At 71.4% G+C, this 17,221-nt stretch carries 19 protein-coding genes and 1 tRNA gene; 15 read left to right on the top strand and 5 right to left on the bottom strand.

Annotated features, from left to right (window positions below):
• The first annotated feature begins 174 nt into the window (after positions 1–174).
• Complete coding sequence (locus tag HEQ75_RS25855; RefSeq protein ID WP_168035014.1) at positions 175–462, top strand: energy transducer TonB; 288 nt, start codon at positions 175–177, stop codon at positions 460–462.
• An 8-nt stretch (positions 463–470) separates the two neighbouring features.
• Here HEQ75_RS25855 and HEQ75_RS25850 read toward each other — a convergent pair whose 3' ends face one another.
• Positions 471–1,274 carry an HpcH/HpaI aldolase family protein gene (locus HEQ75_RS25850; protein ID WP_168035013.1) on the bottom strand — a complete coding sequence of 268 codons (804 nt, stop codon included), beginning with the start codon at positions 1,272–1,274 and terminating at the stop codon, positions 471–473.
• A 93-nt stretch (positions 1,275–1,367) separates the two neighbouring features.
• Between HEQ75_RS25850 and HEQ75_RS25845 the strand changes: the two genes are divergently transcribed.
• The 5 genes from HEQ75_RS25845 to HEQ75_RS25825 are packed head-to-tail and all read left to right on the top strand — an operon-like array spanning position 1,368 to position 4,013.
• Entirely contained in the window at positions 1,368–1,721 is a 354-nt protein-coding gene (locus tag HEQ75_RS25845) for an ArsR/SmtB family transcription factor (protein ID WP_168035012.1), read from the top strand.
• Entirely contained in the window at positions 1,718–2,173 is a 456-nt protein-coding gene (locus tag HEQ75_RS25840; RefSeq protein ID WP_168035011.1) for an SRPBCC family protein, read from the top strand. The genes HEQ75_RS25845 and HEQ75_RS25840 overlap by 4 nt, the downstream gene beginning before the upstream one ends.
• Complete coding sequence (locus HEQ75_RS25835; RefSeq protein ID WP_235962134.1) at positions 2,170–2,655, top strand: DUF1579 domain-containing protein; 486 nt, start codon at positions 2,170–2,172, stop codon at positions 2,653–2,655. Before HEQ75_RS25840 ends, HEQ75_RS25835 begins: the two co-directional genes overlap by 4 nt.
• Before the next feature lie 3 nt (positions 2,656–2,658).
• The gene (locus tag HEQ75_RS25830) at positions 2,659–3,738 is read left to right on the top strand and encodes a WD40/YVTN/BNR-like repeat-containing protein (protein ID WP_168035010.1); all 1,080 of its coding nucleotides are present in this window, start codon (positions 2,659–2,661) and stop codon (positions 3,736–3,738) included.
• On the top strand, positions 3,735–4,013 hold the full coding sequence (locus HEQ75_RS25825; RefSeq protein WP_168035009.1) for a MoaD/ThiS family protein: 279 nt from the start codon (positions 3,735–3,737) through the stop codon (positions 4,011–4,013). The genes HEQ75_RS25830 and HEQ75_RS25825 overlap by 4 nt, the downstream gene beginning before the upstream one ends.
• 12 nt (positions 4,014–4,025) lie before the next feature.
• Here the strand turns inward: HEQ75_RS25825 and HEQ75_RS25820 are convergent, their stop codons facing one another.
• A complete protein-coding gene (locus HEQ75_RS25820) occupies positions 4,026–4,634 on the bottom strand; it encodes a HupE/UreJ family protein (protein ID WP_168035008.1) in 609 nt (202 codons plus the stop codon).
• 123 nt (positions 4,635–4,757) lie between these two features.
• Here HEQ75_RS25820 and HEQ75_RS25815 point away from each other — a divergent pair, with 123 nt between their 5' ends.
• Together HEQ75_RS25815 and HEQ75_RS25810 are read left to right on the top strand one after the other, a co-directional pair.
• A complete protein-coding gene (locus HEQ75_RS25815; RefSeq protein ID WP_168035007.1) occupies positions 4,758–6,065 on the top strand; it encodes a DUF1800 domain-containing protein in 1,308 nt (435 codons plus the stop codon).
• Positions 6,062–7,288: a DUF1501 domain-containing protein gene (locus HEQ75_RS25810; RefSeq protein WP_168035006.1), complete on the top strand. Its 1,227-nt coding sequence runs from the start codon at positions 6,062–6,064 to the stop codon at positions 7,286–7,288. The genes HEQ75_RS25815 and HEQ75_RS25810 overlap by 4 nt, the downstream gene beginning before the upstream one ends.
• Positions 7,289–7,341: 53 nt before the next feature.
• On the opposite strand, the gene HEQ75_RS25805 is transcribed toward HEQ75_RS25810, so the two are convergent.
• Positions 7,342–8,727, bottom strand: a complete 1,386-nt coding sequence (locus HEQ75_RS25805; protein WP_168035005.1) for an amidase — start codon at positions 8,725–8,727, stop codon at positions 7,342–7,344.
• Positions 8,724–8,942 (bottom strand): hypothetical protein, encoded by a 219-nt coding sequence (locus tag HEQ75_RS25800; RefSeq protein WP_168035004.1) that lies wholly within the window; start codon positions 8,940–8,942, stop codon positions 8,724–8,726. Before HEQ75_RS25800 ends, HEQ75_RS25805 begins: the two co-directional genes overlap by 4 nt.
• 106 nt (positions 8,943–9,048) lie before the next feature.
• Between HEQ75_RS25800 and HEQ75_RS25795 the strand changes: the two genes are divergently transcribed.
• Positions 9,049–9,125 (top strand) — tRNA-Arg (locus HEQ75_RS25795).
• Positions 9,126–9,397: 272 nt separating this feature from the next.
• On the opposite strand, the gene HEQ75_RS25790 is transcribed toward HEQ75_RS25795, so the two are convergent.
• Positions 9,398–10,087 carry a hypothetical protein gene (locus HEQ75_RS25790; RefSeq protein WP_168035003.1) on the bottom strand — a complete coding sequence of 230 codons (690 nt, stop codon included), beginning with the start codon at positions 10,085–10,087 and terminating at the stop codon, positions 9,398–9,400.
• A 401-nt stretch (positions 10,088–10,488) separates the two neighbouring features.
• Between HEQ75_RS25790 and HEQ75_RS25785 the strand changes: the two genes are divergently transcribed.
• From HEQ75_RS25785 to HEQ75_RS25760, 6 genes are all read left to right on the top strand, one after another.
• Complete coding sequence (locus HEQ75_RS25785; RefSeq protein ID WP_168035002.1) at positions 10,489–10,986, top strand: DUF2924 domain-containing protein; 498 nt, start codon at positions 10,489–10,491, stop codon at positions 10,984–10,986.
• An 11-nt stretch (positions 10,987–10,997) separates the two neighbouring features.
• Positions 10,998–12,302: a recombinase family protein gene (locus HEQ75_RS25780; RefSeq protein WP_235962133.1), complete on the top strand. Its 1,305-nt coding sequence runs from the start codon at positions 10,998–11,000 to the stop codon at positions 12,300–12,302.
• Entirely contained in the window at positions 12,299–12,712 is a 414-nt protein-coding gene (locus tag HEQ75_RS25775; RefSeq protein ID WP_168035000.1) for a hypothetical protein, read from the top strand. The genes HEQ75_RS25780 and HEQ75_RS25775 overlap by 4 nt, the downstream gene beginning before the upstream one ends.
• 196 nt (positions 12,713–12,908) lie before the next feature.
• Positions 12,909–15,293 carry a virulence-associated E family protein gene (locus HEQ75_RS25770; protein ID WP_168034999.1) on the top strand — a complete coding sequence of 795 codons (2,385 nt, stop codon included), beginning with the start codon at positions 12,909–12,911 and terminating at the stop codon, positions 15,291–15,293.
• 425 nt (positions 15,294–15,718) lie between these two features.
• The gene (locus tag HEQ75_RS25765; RefSeq protein ID WP_168034998.1) at positions 15,719–16,204 is read left to right on the top strand and encodes a hypothetical protein; all 486 of its coding nucleotides are present in this window, start codon (positions 15,719–15,721) and stop codon (positions 16,202–16,204) included.
• Between the two features lie 255 nt (positions 16,205–16,459).
• Positions 16,460–16,999 carry a DUF6456 domain-containing protein gene (locus tag HEQ75_RS25760; RefSeq protein WP_168034997.1) on the top strand — a complete coding sequence of 180 codons (540 nt, stop codon included), beginning with the start codon at positions 16,460–16,462 and terminating at the stop codon, positions 16,997–16,999.
• The last annotated feature ends 222 nt before the right edge of the window (positions 17,000–17,221 follow it).

Below are 17,221 nucleotides of genomic sequence, written 5' to 3'. Positions count from 1 at the left end.
ATTTGGGCACGCGGGCCTGCCGCAACGTGAACCCCGCGGCCAGCGGCCGGCGCACCCAGCCCGGCCGCCGGCGCCCCCGGCCCGGCCTCGCCCGGCGGGCAGGCCGGCACGCCTGGCCCGGCCGGTGGCGGCCGGTCTGGCGACACCGCCGGCGATCCGGATGGCGCGCGGCAATTGCCGCCCGGCTATGCGGCGGCGCTCGTGCGCATCCTGCAGCGCAACCTGCGCTACCCGCCCTCCGCCCGCGAGCAGGGGGTGGAAGGCACGGCGGTGATCCGCTTCACCATCGCCCGCGACGGCACCGTGACATCGTCGCAGATGGTGCGCGGCACCGGCTCCGCCCTGCTGGACCAGGAAGCGATGGCCCTGCTGCGCCGCGTCTCCCCCCTGCCACGCCTGCCCTCTGATTTTCCGGAGGCGCGGGCCGTGGTGCTGGCGCCGATCGGCTTCTCGATCCGGTAGACCGGGCCTCAGGGCAGGCCCGGCGCCTCGGCCGGGCCATCCGCGCCTGATCGGGCCACCGCCAGCGCCTCGGCCAGCGCCCGGCGCAGCAGCGCCGCCTCATGCCCGATGCACAGCGCGCGGAAGCCGGCGCGCAGCGCCGCCGCGGCTTCCGCCCCGTCGCCCGCCACCCAGCCGATCGGCTTGCCCGCCGCCCGCGCCGCCTCGCGCAGCGCCGCCGCCGCGGCGCGGTAGCGCGGATCCGCGAAGCGGCCCGGGATGCCGAGGCTGTCCGACAGGTCGAAATGGCCCAGCCAGAGCAGGTCGAGCCCCGGCACGGCCGCGATCTCCGCCGCCGCCGCGACGCCGGCCGCGCTTTCCACCAGCGCGATGGTCAGCACCGCCGCATTCGCCGCCGCCATCTTCGGTCCCGCCTCGCCGCCCGTATAGGCGTCGTGCGCCAGGCCGAAGGCCAGGCCGCGCCGCCCCTCCGGCCGGTAGCGGCAGGTGGCGACCAGGGCGCGCGCCTGGGCGGCGCTTTCCACCAGCGGCAGCATGATGCCGAGCGCCCCGGCATCCAGCACCGCCGGCGCCAGGGCCGGATCGGCGCGCGGCAGGCGCACCAGCGGCACGATGCCGGCGGCGCGGGCAAAGGCGCATTGGGCCTTCACCCCCTCGATCCCCAGGCCCGAATGCTCCATGTCCAGCAGCACGAAGCCGGCCCCGCCGGCGGCCAGCACCGGCGCCAGGCCGGGGGTGAAGAACTCGAAGGCCATCACGCCGAAGGCGGCCTCCCCGCGCAGCAGGCGCTCACGCACCGGGTTGTGGATCATGCGGCGGCCTCCCTGCCCTCTGCCGATCCTGATCCCGCCGGCGTGATGCCGGCAAGCTTGCGGTGGGCGCTCTCGGTGTTTATGTTTAACTCCATGGTTAACCAAACGCCGACATCCCACGCCCCGCCCGGCCCGCAGCTGGACCGCATCTTCGCCGCCCTGGCCGACCCCACCCGCCGCGCCCTGATCCAGCGCCTGGACGGGGTGGAGGAGCTGACGATCAGCGAGCTGGCCCGGCCCCTGGCGATGTCCCTGCCGGCGGTGATGAAGCACCTGGACGTGCTGGAGAATGCCGGCCTCATCGCCCGCCACAAGACCGGCCGGAGCGTGCAATGCCGGCTGACCGCCGGACCCATGGAGGATGCGATGGGATGGCTCGCCCGCTACCAGCGCTTCTGGACCGAGAGCCTGGATCGGCTCGCGCAGGCGCTGGAACGCCAGCCATGACCGTGACCATCCCCAGCCTGACCCTGGTGCGCCGCATCCGCGCCACCCCCGCCCGGGCCTTCGCCGCCTGGACCGAGGCCGAGATGCTCGGCCAATGGTTCGGCCCGCACCACACCCGGGTGGAGGAGGCGGCCATCGACCCGCGCCCCGGCGGCAGCTTCCGCATCGTGCTGCGGGAGGAGGGCGGCGCGCGGCACGAGATCGGCGGCCGCTACCTGGTGGTGGAACCGGAGCAGGCGCTGACCTTCACCTGGGCCTGGGCCTCCGCCCCGGAACGGGAAAGCCGCGTCACCATCCGCTTCCGCCCGCTGGAGGACGGCACGGAGCTGACGCTGACGCATGACCGCTTCGCCGATGCCGACACCGCCACCCGCCACCGCCGCGGCTGGACCGAATCGATGCAGCGCCTGGCGGCCATCTTCGCAACCACGCCGGAGGACACCCTGCCATGATGGACGCCCAGCCCACCGACCAGCACCGCTGGCTGCAGCAGCTGGTCGGCGAATGGACCAGCGAGGCCGACTGCATCATGGGCCCCGACCAGCCCGCCCAGACCATGCGGGGGCGGGAGACGGTGCGCAGCCTGGGCGGGCTCTGGGTGATCGGGGAAGGCACCGGGGAGATGCCGGATGGCGACACCGGCCTCACCATGCTCACCCTCGGCTTCGACCCGGCGCGCGGCCGCTTCGTCGGCAGCTTCATCGGCTCCATGATGACGATGATGTGGCTGTATGATGGGGGGCTGGAGGCGGATGGCCGGACGCTGACCCTGGATGCGGAGGGCCCGGATTTCAGCACCCCCGGCCGGGTGGCGAAGTACCAGGACATCATCGGCCTCACCGGCCCGGACAGCCGCAGCCTGACATCGCGCATGCAGATGGCGGATGGCGGCTGGCAGCCGGTGATGACCGCGCGCTATCGGCGGGTGGGCTGAGCCATGGCCCAGCGCGTCCTGCTGCTGGTCGGCACCCGGAAGGGTGCCTTCATCCTGCAATCCGACGCGGCGCGCCAGGACTGGGCGCTGCGCGGGCCGTTCTGCGAGACTTGGCCGATCAACCAGGTGATCATGGACCGCGCCACCGGCACCATCCATGCCGGCGGCGGCAATGAATGGTTCGGCCCGGCGGTGTGGAGCTCGCCCGATCTTGGCGCGACCTGGACCCATTCCAGCGAGGGCCTGGCCTACGCGGCAGGCGAGACGCCGATCAAGGCGGTGTGGAGCCTGGCCGCCGCGCATGGCGTGCTGCATGTGGGGGTGGAGCCGGCCGGGCTGTTCCGCAGCACCGATGGCGGGCGCCGCTTCGCCCCGGTGCCGGCGCTGCGCGACCATCCCTCCCGCCCCGAATGGCAGCCGGGCGGCGGCGGGCTGATCCTGCACGGGCTGCTGCCGCACCCCTCGGACCCCGACCAGCTCTGGGTCGCGATCTCGGCCGGCGGCATCTTCCACACGGCGGATGGCGGGCTGAGCTGGGCGCCGCGCAACCGCGGCACCCGGCAGGACTACGCGCCGGAGGAGCAGCGCTATCCGGAACACGGGCAATGCGTGCATTGCGTGGTGATGGCGCCCGGCCAGCCGGACCTGCTGTACCAGCAGAACCATTGCGGCATGTACCGCAGCGAGGATGGCGGGCGCAGCTGGACCAGCATCGAGGCCGGCCTGCCCTCCTCCTTCGGCTTCCCGGCTGCGGCGCATCCGCGCGACCCCGCCACGCTGTTCCTGCTGCCGCTGAACGGCGACCAGGCGGGGCGCTTCGTGCCGGAGGCCCGCGCCGCGGTCTGGCGTACGCGCGATGGCGGGCGAAGCTGGCAGGATCTGCGCCAGGGTCTGCCGCAGCAGGACGCCTATTTCGGCGTGCTGCGCCAGGCCATGGCGACCGATACGATGGACAGCGCCGGCGTCTATTTCGGCACCAGCGGCGGCGAGATCTACGCCAGCGCGGATGAGGGCGAGAGCTGGCGGCCGATCGCCCGGCACCTGCCCACCATCGCCTCCATCGAGGCCGTGGTGCTGGGGTGACGGCGCCCGTGCCCGTGCAGGTGCTGCTGCCGGCGGCGCTGCTGCGGCTGTTCCCCGGCGCGCCGCGCCAGGTGGCGCTGCCCGCGGCGACGGTGGCGGAGGCGCTGGCGGCGCTGGACCGGCGCTGGCCGGGCATGCGCGACCGGCTGTGCGACAGCACCCCCGCCATCCGCCGTCACCTGAAGGTGTTCGTGGATGGCGAGCCCGCCAGCCTCGGCACCGCGCTGCGGCCGGGGGCAGAGATGCTGGTGACGACGGCGATCAGTGGCGGCTGAGCGGCCGGAGGCTCATCCGGCCAGGCCGACCAACGCCACCACCCCCACGGCCGCCACCGCCATCCCGGCCAGCCGCGGCGCCATCCCCCCGACCAGCGCCGGCGCCCGGTGCACCGCCCAGGCCAGCGCCGCCACCAGCCCGCCCTGCACCAGCGCCAGGCCGAGCAGATAGGCCAGCACCGGCGTCGCCTCCGCGCCGATCATCGCCTCGGCATAGGCCTGGCCATGCGCCAGCCCGGCCAGCGCCAGCAGCACGCTCCAGGCGGCCGCCGGCAGCGCGGCGCGCAGGGCCAGCAGCAGGCCGGCCAGCACCACCGTGGCCGCCACCAACACCTCCACCCCCGGCAGCCAGAAGCCGAGCCAGCCGGCGGCCACCCCGGCCAGGGAGGCGGCGACGAAGGCCAGCGGCCGCGCCAGGCCCCAGCCGGCCAGCCCGGCCAGCAGCCCCACCGCCAGCAGGAAGGCCAGGTGGTCCGCCCCGATCACCGGATGCGCCACGCCGGAGGCGATGCCGTGCCAGAAGGTGCTCGGCACCGCACCGCCCATCGGGTGGTGCGCCAGCGCCGGGATCGGTGCCAGCAGCAAAGCGGGCAGGGCAAGGCGGCGGAACAGGCTGGTCATGACAAATCCCCCGGATGAAGCGCGAGGATAGGGCGCGGCCGGGGCGGGCGGGAACCCCGCGCCGCGTGCCCCCGGCACCTCCCTCGCTCGGATTTCGCCACAATCGCGGCGTGGAATGCGGTCATGGACACGACCTCGCACATCGCGGCGATCCGATTCGGAACCGGTCCGCGCCCCGACCAGGCCCCGCCGGCCGACCCGATCGCCTGGCTGGACGCGCAGACGCGCGGCCCCGCCCCCGCCCTGCCGCTGCCACCCGGCCGCGACGCCCCCTTCTCGCTGATGGAGGGCTATGCGGCCTGGGTGGCGCATGACGCGAGCCCGCCGCCGCCCGGCCAGCAAAGCCCGGTGACGCAGATCCTCCGCGCCGAGCAGGCCGCCTGGCTGCGCCACCTGCTGGCCAGCGCCACCCCCTTCCATGACCGGCTGACGCAGTTCTGGCTGAACCACTTCACCGTGGCGGAACGCGGCGGCTTCGGCGTCTCCACCGGGCTCGGCCCGCTGCTGCGCGACGCCATCCGCCCGCATGTCACCGGCCGCTTCGTGGACATGCTGCTGGCGGTCTCGCTGCATCCGGCCATGCTCTACTACCTGGACCAGACCGCCTCCGTCGGCCCGCAGAGCCCCTTCGGCCGGCGCAGCGGCCGCGGGCTGAACGAGAACCTGGCGCGCGAGATCCTGGAGTTGCACACGCTGTCCCCGGCAGGCGGCTATGGCCAGGCGGATGTGACGGAATTCGCCCGGATCATGACCGGCTGGGGCGTGGAGCGGCTGCGGCCGCCCTTCGGCACGCTGTTCCGCCCCGGCAGCCACGAGCCGGGAGAGAAGACCCTGCTCGGCCGGCGCTTTCCCGGCGGGCCGCAGGACTACGAGGCAGCGCTGCGCCTGCTGGCGGACCACCCCGCCACCCACCGCTTCCTGGCGACGCGGCTGGTACGGCACTTCGTGGCGGATGCCCCGCCGGCCGCCGCCGTGACGGCCATCGCGACGGTGCTGGCCGAGACCGGCGGCGACCTCGGCGCCGCCGCCCGCGCGCTGGTGCGCCTGCCCCAGGCCTGGGACCCGCCGCTGTCCAAGCTGCGCGCGCCGCAGGACTATGTGCTGGCGCTGCACCGCGCGGCCGGCGGCACGGAGCCGGGGCCGGTGCAGGGCGCCATGGCGGCGCTGGGCCAGCCGCTGTGGAATGCGCCGCAGCCGAATGGCTGGGCCGACACCGCCGCCGCCTGGGTGGCGCCGGAGCCGATGATGCAGCGCCTCGACATCGCCTACGAGACCGCCGGCCGCTACAGCCGCCGCCCGCCGCTGGAGGTGCTGCAGACCGCGCTCGGCCCGATGGCGCGTGATGAGACGGTGGCCGCGGTGCGCCGCGCCGGCAGCGCCCGCGACGCCATCGCCCTGGTCTTCTCCAGCCCGGAGATGCAACGCCGATGAGCCGCCCCCACCTGCCCCGCCCGCATCTGCCGCCCATCGGCCGCCGCGGCCTGCTGCTCGGCCTCACCGCGCTGGCCACCGCCGGCGGCGCCCGACTGGCGCTCGCCGAGGCCGCGCCACCGGCGGCGGAAGCGCGGCTTGTCGTCATCCTGCTGCGCGGCGCGATGGACGGGCTGCACGCCGTCATCCCCTATGGCGACCCTGACTACGCCACGCTGCGCGGCGTCCTGGCCATGCCGGAACCCGGCGTGGCCGGCGGGGCGCTGGATCTCGGCGGGATGTTCGGGCTGCACCCGAAGCTTGCCGCCCTGCACGGCCTTTACCAGGCCGGGGAGCTGCTGCCGGTGCAGGCGGTGGCCGGCCCCTACCGCACCCGCAGCCATTTCGACGGCCAGGACCTGCTGGAAGGCGGCGCGGCGCAACGGCTGGACTCCGGCTGGCTGAACCGGGCGCTGGCGCATCTGCCGGAGCCCGGCCGCGGCGCCGCGGCACGGGCCGGGCTGGCGCTGGGGCTCGACCTGCCGCTGCTGCTGCGCGGCGCGGTGCCCGTCGGCATGTGGGCGCCGCCGCGCGCCACGCGGCCGGAGCCCGACCTCTATCTGCGGATGGCGGAGTTGCTGCACGCCGACCCGGTGCTGGGCCCCGGCGTGGCGGAAGGGCTGCGCGGCCGCGGCTATGCGGCGCAGGCGCTGGCCATGGGCGGGCCGCCACCGACGCAGGGTGGCTTCCTGCGCCTGGCGACCACGGCCGGGCGGCTGCTGGCGCGGCAGGACGGCCCCCGTGTCGCGGCGCTGGAACTCGGCGGCTGGGACACCCATGCCGGCCAGGCGCAGCGCATGGAGCCGGTGCTGGCGCAGCTCGATGCCGGGATCGCCGCGCTGCGGGCGCAGCTTGGCCCGCTCTGGGCCCGGACCGCGGTGCTGGCGGTGACGGAATTCGGCCGCACCGCGCGCGCCAACGGCAATCTCGGCACCGACCACGGCACCGGCGGCGCCGCCCTGCTGGCCGGCGGCGCGGTGCGCGGCGGGCGGGTGCTGGCGGATTGGCCGGGCCTGTCCCGCGCCGCGCTGTTCGAGAATCGCGACCTGCAGCCGACGCGGGATCTGCGGGCGCTGGCCAAGGGCCTGCTGCGCGACCACCTGCACCTGCCCGACGCCGCCCTCGCCGCCGCCTTCCCCGGCAGCGAGGCGATCGCGCCGGAGGCCGGGCTGCTGCGGGGTTGATGCAACGGCTTTTGCGGTCGTCAGGCCGGTCCGCCTGACGCGAGAATGCGGGGCTACATCGGCTTGCGCGCGCGGTGGCCGGTGGCGCGTTCGAAGGCGTGGCCGGCGCGCAGCACCAGCGCATCGGCAAAGGGCCGGCCGATGAGCTGGGCGCCGACCGGCATCCCACCCTCCCCGAAGCCGGTGCACAGCGCCAGGGCCGGCTGGCCGGTCAGGTTGAAGGGAATGGTCAGGCCCGGCGCCTCCAGGCTGGCGAATTTGCCGATGCGGTCGATCGGCGCCGCTTCCGCCGGCTGGGCGGCCGTCAGCAGCAGGTCGCAATCCCGCATCGCGGCGGCCACCGCGTCACACAGCTCCCGCCGCCGCCGCTGCGCCTGGACGTAGTCCGCGGCGGAGACCAGCGCGGCCAGCGCCAGGCGTTCGCGCAGGAACTCGCCATAGTCGCTGAAGCGCGTGCGCAGCCAGGGCTCATGCACCGCATGCGCCTCCGCCATCAGGATCACCCAGCCGGCGGCGTTGAAATCCATCAGCGGCGGCAGCGTGACCTCGGTGACCGTGGCACCCTCCGCGCGCAGCACATCGGCCAGGTGGTCGATGCCGGCGCGCACGGCGGGGCTCGCCACCAGATCCTGTTCATGGAAGTGCCGCACCAGGCCGATGCGCAGGCCGCGAACGCCGCCACCGAGGCCGGAGACCACATCCGGCGCCGGCCGGTCCGCCGAGGAGGGGTCTTCCGGATCGTGGCCGAGCATGGCCTGCAGCAGCAGCGCGCAATCCTCCACCGTCCAGGCCAGCGGGCCGGTGGTGTCCAGGCTGTGCGCCAGGGGCAGCACGCCGGCGCGGCTGCACAGGCCGTAGGTGGGCTTGATGCCGGCCAGGCCGCAGAGCGCCGCCGGCCCGCGGATGGACCCGCCCGTGTCGCTGCCCGTCGCCCCCAGCACGATGCCCGCCGCCAGCGCGGCGCCGGAGCCGGAGGAGGAGCCGCCGGTGAAGCGGCTGGTGTCCCACGGGTTGCGCGCCGGCGGCCAGGGCAGGTCGAAGGAGGGGCCACCCCAGGCGAATTCATGCGTGGCAAGCTTGCCCAGCGTCACCGCCCCCGCCCCGGCCCAGGCGCGCACCACGGCGGCATCCGCCGCCGGGACATGGTCCGCCAGCAGGCGCGAATGCGCCGTGGTGGGGATGCCGGCGGTCTCGTAGATGTCCTTGTGGCCGATCGGGATGCCGTCCAGCGGCCCCCGCAGCCCGCCCGCCATCTGCCGCGCCTCCGCGGCGCGGGCCTGCGCCAGGGCGAGGTCGGGGGTCAGGCGGATGAAGGCGTGCAGCGCCGGGTTCAGGCGCTCCGCCTTGGCCAGCGCCGCCTGGGCGAGGTCCACCGGCGAGAGCTCGCGCGCGGCAATCCGCCGGGCTGCTTCGGCCAGCGTCAGGGGCAGGCCGGTCATGCCACGGGGGCCTTCGGGGCGAAGACCGTGGCCGGTTCCACTGAGACGCCGCCCCGCGGCCGCAGCTGCGCCGTGGCGGCGACGACGTGGCGGGAGGCGGCGAGCAGGCTGTCGCGCTGCGCCGCGGTCAGCACCAGCCCGGCGCGCTGCATCAGCGCGTCGAACTGGGCCTCCGGCATCGGGCCGGGCTGGGCTTCGGGACTGGGCGCGGGCATGGCGGCTTCCTTCCGGCAGGGGGCCGGAGCGATCATGCGGATATCCTGGCCGCTGTCACGCCGCCTCTCGCAGGCCGGGCGGGGGCTGTGGTAGACGACCCGCGGCGTCTCCGTAGCTCAGCCGGATAGAGCACCAGATTCCTAATCTGGGGGCCGTGGGTTCGAATCCCGCCGGGGACACCACCACCATCGCCGACAACCGCTCTCCCGCAGGCTGAACAGCCCTTTGAGGCGCAGGAACCCCGGGGCTTCCGCGCGAAAGCTCGGGCTTTCGCTGGTGGAACGAATCGCCGATTTCCTCTCTGTTTGCCGCCTTCTCTCCGGACCTCGGGACATTGCCTGATTTGGTCCCGAGCTATTTTCCGAGGCCAAAGGCCGATTTCAGCGTCGCCTCCGTGCCCGGGAGTTGGCATCCCCTATTGGGGAGCGGTTGGCGACAAATGGCCAGGGCCGCTTCAAAAAATGCGCTTGGCGCCGCCCCGCTGCGACGACGGCAGTCGGATCAACGTCGCCATGGCATCCGCCAGGTTCTGCGAGACCGGCTCGCCCTCCACCTGCTGGCTGCGGAACCACTCTGCGAGGAGTTCCTTCTTGCCCTGGTCGCCCCGCGTGATGCGATTGGCCGCGATCGCCTGGTCGAGCATGTCCATGTAGGGCGTGCGGTAGGGCGCGCCGGTCGCTGGATCGGGGAGCAGGGCCGGCTTCGGGACCTCGGTCACCGGCCAGATCGCCAGCACCATGAAGCGCGACATGCGGATGTCGATGAAATGCTGATCGAGCAGGCTCAGCGCATCGGTGCGCGTGCTGGGCTGGCCCGCGCGCCAATGCTCTGGCGCGATGCTGCTGTGGCGGCCGGAATGGAAACGCCAGCCATCATGCTCCGACACCCAGGCAGCGGCGCGCTCGGTTGAAACCCGGCCCACCGCATGCAGATCGCCGTCGCGCAGGGCGACCTGGATTTCCTCCCAGGCGATGAGTTTGACGACGTCCTCCAGCTTGCGCGGTGGCTGCCATTTTTCCGAGGGCGCCAGGGCCGTCGTGAGGCGCTCGGGATCGGCCTGGAGATGGGACGCGACCTGTGCCCTGACATGGATTTCGGTCTGCTGAAGGGTCCAAAGGGTGCGATCCAGATGTTCAATCAGCATCGGGCTGTGCTCTCGCCGGGGGGTGTCAGGTATGAGAACATAACAGAAACACGAGATGGGGTGAAGGGTTCAACCCAGGCCTGCTCTGCCGCCTGTCACCGGCTCGAAGGTAGAGGCTTGGGCGCATTGTCTGGCCTGATCCCGCCATGCGCGCAGATATCAGCTCTACAAACCCGCCTCGCTCGCCGTCCATGATCGAATGCCCACCGCTGGGCATTCGATGGCCAGCCAAGCGACAGCGCGGGCCGGCGACAGCTTGCACCCGGCGCCGCCTTGCATCCGTGCGGGCCGCTGCGGCTGTGCAGCCGCGCTGGGCCAAATTCTCGGGACCAGGGAGAGGTTCGCCTACGCCGAACCGCCCGGCAGCGCGGCTATGCGAACCCCACAGAAAGGGTCCGCCCATGACGAAACGCACCGCTGCCGCGCCGCCCGCACCCGGCCTCCCGAAGATTGCCCCGGCCGAGGTGCTGTGGCGCCTGGCCGCGCTCAAGACCATCGGCATCGCCGACCTCAAGCAGCAATGGCGCAGTTGCTTCGGCCAGGAACCGCCCGCCTATAATCGCGCCTTCCTGGAGGGTCGGCTCGCCTATCGCATTCAGGAACTGGCCTATGGCGGGCTCAAGCCGGAGACGCTGTCGCGCCTCGAAACGCTCGGCGAACAACTGGATGGCGGCAACACGGCGCTCCGACGCATCCGCCCGCAGGACGGCCCGATCCCCGGCACGCGATTGCTGCGCGAGCATCGTGGCGTCACCCATGTCGTCACTGTGGTGCAGGATGGATTCGAGCATGAGGGCCGGCGATACCGCTCGCTCTCCGCCGTCGCGCGCCACATCACCGGCACGCGCTGGAATGGCCCGGCCTTCTTTGGCATTCGCGGCGCGCGAGGCGCCGCATGAGCCGCCCTTCGATGGCGCCGCCCGCCACGGCCAGAAAGCTGCGCTGCGCGGTTTATACCCGCAAATCCACCGATGAGGGGCTGGAGAAGGAATTTAACAGCCTCGATGCCCAGCGCGATTCCTGCGAGGCCTATATCGCAAGCCAGCGGACCGAAGGCTGGGTGCTGGTGCGCGATCATTATGATGATGGCGGCGTCTCGGGCGCCACCCTGGAACGCCCGGCTTTGCAGCGCCTGCTGCGCGACATCGAGGAGGGCCATGTCGATGTCATCGTGGTCTACAAGATCGACCGCCTCAGCCGCTCGCTGATGCATTTCGCCAAGCTAGTGGAGGTGATGGATGCGCATGGCGTGACCTTCGTTTCGGTCACGCAGTCCTTCAACACCACGACCAGCATGGGGCGGCTGACGCTCAACATCCTGCTGTCATTTGCCCAGTTCGAAAGGGAAGTCATCGGCGAGCGCGTGCGCGACAAGATCGCGGCGTCCAAGGCGCGTGGGCTATGGGTCGGTGGCCCGGTGCCGCTGGGATACGCCGTCCAGGACCGCAAGCTGGTGGTCGATGAGACGGCGGCGCCAACCGTGCGGCGGGTGTTCGAGGGCTTCGTCGCCATCGGCTCTGCCACGCGGCTGATCCCCGTCTTGCAGGCCGAAGGCCTCGTGACCAAGACCGGCCGGCCCTTCGACAAGGGTTCGATCTACAAGCTGCTCAACCAGCGCCTCTATCTCGGCGAGGTCTCGCACAAGGGTAAATCCTATCCGGGCGAGCATCAGGGCATCGTGCCGCGGGAGCTCTGGGACCGCGCGCATGCCATCCTGCAGATCAGCCCGCGGCTGCGATCCAACCAGAACCGGGAGCATGCGCCGGCGCTGCTGCGCGGCCTCATTCATGGCAGCGACGGCCGCGCGCTCTCGCCGGTCCACACGCGCAAGGGCGGCCGGCTCTATCGCTACTATGTCAGCCAGACAGTGCTGAAGGGCGTGCCGGCCACGACCGATGCGCAGCGCCTGCCGGCTGGCCAAATCGAGGCGCTGGTGATCGCGCAGATTCGCGGGCTGCTGCGACAGCCGGAGATGATCATCGGCACCTGGCAGGCCGCCCGACCCGAGGCCGCCGATGTGACCGAGGCGGAGGTGCGGACGGCGCTGCTGCAACTCGATCCGATTTGGGATGAGCTGTTCCCCGCCGAACAGGCCCGCATTATCCGCCTCCTGGTCGAGCGTGTGGATCTCGGACCCACCGGCGCCGATATCCGATTGCGGATCGAGGGGCTGACCAGCCTGGCTCAAGACATCGCGACGACGCCGGCGGCATGACAACGATCACCGTGCATGTGCCGATCACCATCCGGCGCCATGGCGGCCGCAAGCTGGTCGTCGCCCCCGCCGGCGCCACGGCTACAGGGAAGGTCCCCGCGCGCGCCGATCCCGCCCTGGTGAAGGCGCTGGCCCGGGCGCATCGCTGGAAGCGCCTGCTCGACACGGGCCAACACGCCACGCTTGACGAGTTGGCGACGGCCGAGAAGCTTGATCGCTCCTATCTCGGCAAGCTGCTGCGCCTGACGCTGCTCGCGCCCGACATCGTCGAGGCGGTGATGGACGGGCGTGAGCCCTTGGGCGTCGGCCTGCCGGCACTGTTACGCGAACTCCCAGCCGAGTGGCAGCAGCAGCGCGACGTACTGCATGGTGTGACGGCCACCGACGCCGCGCCAGCTTCCCGCCGCTGAGAAGCAGGTCGGTATGGCGCGGTAGGCTGCATCGCACGGGGTAAACCCCTGACCCCCTGATGCGGGCGGCGGCCTTACCGGCTCCAACGCTGCGGCCATGGAATCCATGTGCCTCATTGCGGGCCTCGCTTTGCCGCGGAGGCCCGATGCCTGTTCCGATTCGCCCTGCCCTTCCGGATTTCACCGGAGGTGTCGCATGACAGAAGCCGCCGCGAAGGACGTTGCCGCGGCCCTGAATGCGCGCATCGCGGATCTGGCGCCCGCCCTGCACGGCGAGCCGAACCGGGAGCTTTCGAGCGCGCAGCAGCTGCGGTTCGGCACGCATGGCAGCCTCGCCGTGGAGATCACCGGGGAGGAGGCCGGCCGCTGGTTTGACCATGAGGCGCGGCAAGGCGGCGACGGGCTGGAGCTGGTCAAGCAGTGCCACAGCCTGACGAATGGCGCAGCGCTGGATTGGGCCCGGCAATGGCTCGGCTGGCCGCCAGGGCGCAAGCCACGCCGCAAGGCGGCCGCGCCAGCGCCGGAGGGCGCCAACATGCCGGAGGCCCTGGCGCCGCCGGTGGATGCCGCTCCAGCCGAGCCGCTCCCCCTCGATGCCGCAGATCCTTGGGCCAATGCGGGAAATGCCAGGAAGGCTGCGGAGGATGCGAAGCGGGCTGCGAAGGTCGCGGAGATCGTCGCTGGCTGCGAGGACGCCGTCGCCACGCGGGTCGAGACCTACCTGCACCGTCGCGGCATCGTGGCCACGCCGCTGCCGCCATCAATCCGCTTTCTGCCGAACGCGTTCAACCACTATGGCGCGCTCGTCGCGCTGGCGACGGACGCCCAGGCACAGGTTCACGGCCTGCAGCTGATCTACCTGACCGAGGACGGCCGCAAGGCGCCACTGAAGGTCCAAAAGCGCACCAACAAGGCGCATGACGGCTGGGCTGATGTCTTCGCCGTGCGCTTTGCCGGCACCGCGCCGGTGGTGCTCTGCGAAGGCGTCGAGACGGCCCTCTCCGTCTGGCATGCCACGGGTCAGGAAAGCTGGGCCTGCCTCGGCATCAGCAACATCGCGCGTGCGCCGCTGCCGGAAGGTGCGGCCGTGGTGATCGCCCGCGATGGTGATGAGCCGAACAGCAAGGCCGATCAGCAACTGCGCCAGGCTGTCACCGTGCTTCGAGCCCGCGGCCACGATGTGAGCGTGGCCGAGCCACCCCCAGCGATGGACTTCAACGACGTCCTGCAATCGGACGGTGCGGACGCGGTGCGGATGCTGATCGCAGCAACCCGACCCGCCGCCGCCTTCTCCAACGAATGGCGCAAAGATCTGTTGCTCAACGAGGATGGCGAGCCCCGGCCCGTCCTGGCGAACGCCATCACCGCGCTGCGCAGCGCCCCCGAATGGGACGGCGTGCTGTGGCACGATGCCTTCGCCACCACCACCGTCGCGCGCAAGCCGCCGCCTTGGATCGGCCGCGCCACGGAGTGGGCCGATACGCCCTGGGCCGATCGCGACGATGCGCTGGTGGCGAATTGGCTGCAGCACCAGGAGATCATGGTGCCGATGTCCATCGCCGGCCAGGCGGTGGAAGTGGTGGCGCGCGATCGGTTGTTCCATCCGGTGCGCGACCATTTGGACGCGCTGACCTGGGACGGCACCCCACGCCTTGACGCCTGGCTCGGGCGCTATCTCGGCGCGGAGGACACGCCCTATCACCGCGCCATCGGGCCGCGATGGATGATGTCGGCCGTCGCGCGAATCTACATCCCCGGCTGCAAGGCGGATTGCGCGCTGATCCTGGAAGGCCCGCAGGGCATTCGCAAATCCTCCGCCCTGATGGCGATCGCCAAGCCATGGTTCGCCGACCGGCTCTCCGACCTCAGCAGCAAGGACGCGGCGATGGAGACCCGCGGCGTCTGGATCATCGAGATCGCCGAACTCGACACGATGGGCCGTGCCGAGGTCAGCACCATCAAGGCGTTCATGTCGCGCACGCAAGATCGGTTCCGCCCGCCCTATGGCAAGCGGCTGGTAGATCTGCCGCGGCAGTGCGTCTTTGCCGGCAGCGTGAACCCGGAGGGCGGGTATCTCAAGGACCCGACCGGCGGGCGGCGGTTCTGGCCGGTGGTCTGCGGCAGCATTGATCTGCCTGCGCTGGAACAGGATCGCGATCAGCTTTGGGCCGAGGCGCGGGATCGGTTTCGCCGCAAAGAGCCTTGGTGGCTGGAGACGCAGGCGCTCGATGGCCTGGCCGCGGAGGAGCAGGCCGAGCGCTACCAGGGCGATGCCTGGGACGATCTGATCGAGAGCTATCTCGAGAACGATACCGAGTGGATGCAGAACGGCTTGGGCGAGAGCCACGCCTATCGGCGCCCACGGCCATCGCCGCTGCTGGACGTCTCGGTGGCCGAGGTGCTGCAGCATGCGCTCGTCATTGAGAAGGGGCGCTGGACGCAGGCAGACCAGAACCGCGTGGTCCGCAGCCTGGTCAGCATGGGCTTCAAGCAGACGCGTGCGCGCAAGGGCGGGCATGGCGCAACCGCCAAACGCGAACGTCGGTATCGCCGCCAGCCCGCACAGGAGGCGCCGCGATGACCCGCGCCATGGCCAGTGGGTCCGGGTCTGCGCTGGTGGGTCCGGGTAAGGGGCCGGGTCTGTCGATCGCCGGAAAGCCGGGGATTACCTGGCTGGGTCCGGGTGAGTCCGGGTGGTCCGGGTCTGTTGTGTTCTCTTTCGTAGCAGCCGGTTCGTGCATCACGCATGTCGCGCACATCGCGCATGACACGCGCATACGGGGTGAACGGAAGAGTAGGGGAACAACCCGGCCCCACCCGGACCACCCGGACCCATGGCGGATTTCCGCGGGTTTTGCGTGCGCCAGACCCGGACCCAACCCGGACCCAGAGCTGGACCCACCCGGACCCGCAGGCTCGCCGGCGCCCGAAGTGCCGCGTCGCGCCCGTGCGCCACCATGCTGCTGGGCCTGCCAACCACTCCCATTCATCCGAAGGACACCGACCATGAAAAACGACACCGTCACCACCTGCCTCCACAGCGAGATGATCGAAATGCGGCCACCCGAATGGATCGTCCGTGCGCAGGCGATCTGCAATGGCGGGCAAATCCCGTGGCATACCGCGCTCACCGAGGCCCTGAACTTTCTGCCTTTCAGCGAGAGCATCGGTCGGGATGATCAGGACGGCGTGCAGGTCCTGACCTGGGTCATCCCCGAGGGGGCCGGACACTATGCGGAGTTCTGCACGAAGGACCACATTCTCAACGCCGTGTGGGTGCCGGAGAAGGCCGAATGGCTGACGTTCCGGACGAAGCACATCCTGCCCTTTCTGCAAGCCCATGCCGCGATGGCAAGCGCCAACAGCCTGCAGCGCCTATTGCAGCATATGGCTCCGACTCAGACGACGCTGGCGCAGATCCCGCGCCACGCGGAGCATGCGCCTCTGCCAACAGCATTGCTCCAGGCCGCCCAATGGGGCGCAGGTCGGTGAGGCCGATGCCGACACTCCTCCCAGAACCCTGGCACGTCTCGCGAGTGCCAGGTGCGCCCTCTCTGCCTCGCAATGCGCTCGACCGCGGCGCCAGCCCCACGACGTCCACCGAAATGGAATGCATGCGACGGCGGGTCTGGCATGAGCAGGGCGTCGCAACCTTCAGCATCGATGAGGTCGGGGATCCTTGGCTGCGCCAGGTCATCACCAACGAGGCGGTTCGCCGCTGGGGACAACGCAACGGAGGTCGCCATCATGGCCGGTAAGCGGAAGACGCAGCAGAAGGAACTCATGCGCCCGTCGAAGTGGCGAATGCAGCATGGCGGCCTGACCGAGCCGATCCGCGAGGCCGATCCGGAGACGGGCACGCCGGTGCAGCATCATCGAACGGTGGACGGCCTCGGCCAGATGCTGGCCAACGGCACGATCACGCATGAGATGCACGATGCCGGCGCGATGTTCCGCACGCAGTTCCGTGCCGCCGCGCTGGATGGCATGCGCACCATGCAGATGGTGAGGATCGCCGCCGGCACGGGAACTGCCCTCAGTGAACGGCAGGTTGATGCGCGGGGCCGCGTCGCACGTGCGATGGCGGCACTCGGCGGATGGGACAGCGCCGCGGGTTCTTGCATGTGGCATGTCGTCGGCTTGGAGTGCTCGATCCGCGAATGGGCCATGCGCCATGGCTGGAGCGGGCGCGTAGTGAATCCGGCGCAGGCCCAGGGCATGGTGGTGGCAGCGCTGGGTGTGCTGGCGGCACATTACGGCACCGTGCCGCGCTCGCGAGCGGCGTGAGATGAGGCGGCGTGATGCGCTCGTGCGAATGGCACCGTGCCTGCGCACGAGTGCATTGCGCCGCGGAATCCGCGTGGTGTAGTTTCTCGCCACGTGGAGAGGTCGCGCCTCTCCGGATGTCTGTCCGTCGTCGAATGGTTTGAGACAGCGGAGGCGTTTGGCTAGCGGAGGATCTGGCCCATCGGGTTTCGAGGTTAGGCGGCGAGTTTCTGGTGGATCAAG

Origin of the sequence: Falsiroseomonas selenitidurans, assembly GCF_012103215.1 — a bacterium.
Classification (GTDB): Bacteria; Pseudomonadota; Alphaproteobacteria; order Acetobacterales; family Acetobacteraceae; genus Falsiroseomonas; species Falsiroseomonas selenitidurans.
Note: the sequence above shows the minus strand (reverse complement) of the source record. Positions and strands in the feature narration are given on the sequence as shown.

Excerpts from the sequence above, each read along its gene's own strand:
- HEQ75_RS25850 (WP_168035013.1), bottom strand. The coding sequence starts at position 1,274 with ATGATCCACAACCCGGTGCGTGAGCGCCTGCTGCGCGGGGAGGCCGCC.
- HEQ75_RS25845 (WP_168035012.1), top strand. The coding sequence starts at position 1,368 with ATGGTTAACCAAACGCCGACATCCCACGCCCCGCCCGGCCCGCAGCTG.
- HEQ75_RS25840 (WP_168035011.1), top strand. The coding sequence starts at position 1,718 with ATGACCGTGACCATCCCCAGCCTGACCCTGGTGCGCCGCATCCGCGCC.
- HEQ75_RS25835 (WP_235962134.1), top strand. The coding sequence starts at position 2,170 with ATGATGGACGCCCAGCCCACCGACCAGCACCGCTGGCTGCAGCAGCTG.
- HEQ75_RS25830 (WP_168035010.1), top strand. The coding sequence starts at position 2,659 with ATGGCCCAGCGCGTCCTGCTGCTGGTCGGCACCCGGAAGGGTGCCTTC.
- HEQ75_RS25820 (WP_168035008.1), bottom strand. The coding sequence starts at position 4,634 with ATGACCAGCCTGTTCCGCCGCCTTGCCCTGCCCGCTTTGCTGCTGGCA.
- HEQ75_RS25815 (WP_168035007.1), top strand. The coding sequence starts at position 4,758 with ATGGACACGACCTCGCACATCGCGGCGATCCGATTCGGAACCGGTCCG.
- HEQ75_RS25810 (WP_168035006.1), top strand. The coding sequence starts at position 6,062 with ATGAGCCGCCCCCACCTGCCCCGCCCGCATCTGCCGCCCATCGGCCGC.
- HEQ75_RS25805 (WP_168035005.1), bottom strand. The coding sequence starts at position 8,727 with ATGACCGGCCTGCCCCTGACGCTGGCCGAAGCAGCCCGGCGGATTGCC.
- HEQ75_RS25800 (WP_168035004.1), bottom strand. The coding sequence starts at position 8,942 with ATGCCCGCGCCCAGTCCCGAAGCCCAGCCCGGCCCGATGCCGGAGGCC.
- HEQ75_RS25790 (WP_168035003.1), bottom strand. The coding sequence starts at position 10,087 with ATGCTGATTGAACATCTGGATCGCACCCTTTGGACCCTTCAGCAGACC.
- HEQ75_RS25785 (WP_168035002.1), top strand. The coding sequence starts at position 10,489 with ATGACGAAACGCACCGCTGCCGCGCCGCCCGCACCCGGCCTCCCGAAG.
- HEQ75_RS25780 (WP_235962133.1), top strand. The coding sequence starts at position 10,998 with ATGGCGCCGCCCGCCACGGCCAGAAAGCTGCGCTGCGCGGTTTATACC.
- HEQ75_RS25775 (WP_168035000.1), top strand. The coding sequence starts at position 12,299 with ATGACAACGATCACCGTGCATGTGCCGATCACCATCCGGCGCCATGGC.
- HEQ75_RS25770 (WP_168034999.1), top strand. The coding sequence starts at position 12,909 with ATGACAGAAGCCGCCGCGAAGGACGTTGCCGCGGCCCTGAATGCGCGC.
- HEQ75_RS25765 (WP_168034998.1), top strand. The coding sequence starts at position 15,719 with ATGAAAAACGACACCGTCACCACCTGCCTCCACAGCGAGATGATCGAA.
- HEQ75_RS25760 (WP_168034997.1), top strand. The coding sequence starts at position 16,460 with ATGGCCGGTAAGCGGAAGACGCAGCAGAAGGAACTCATGCGCCCGTCG.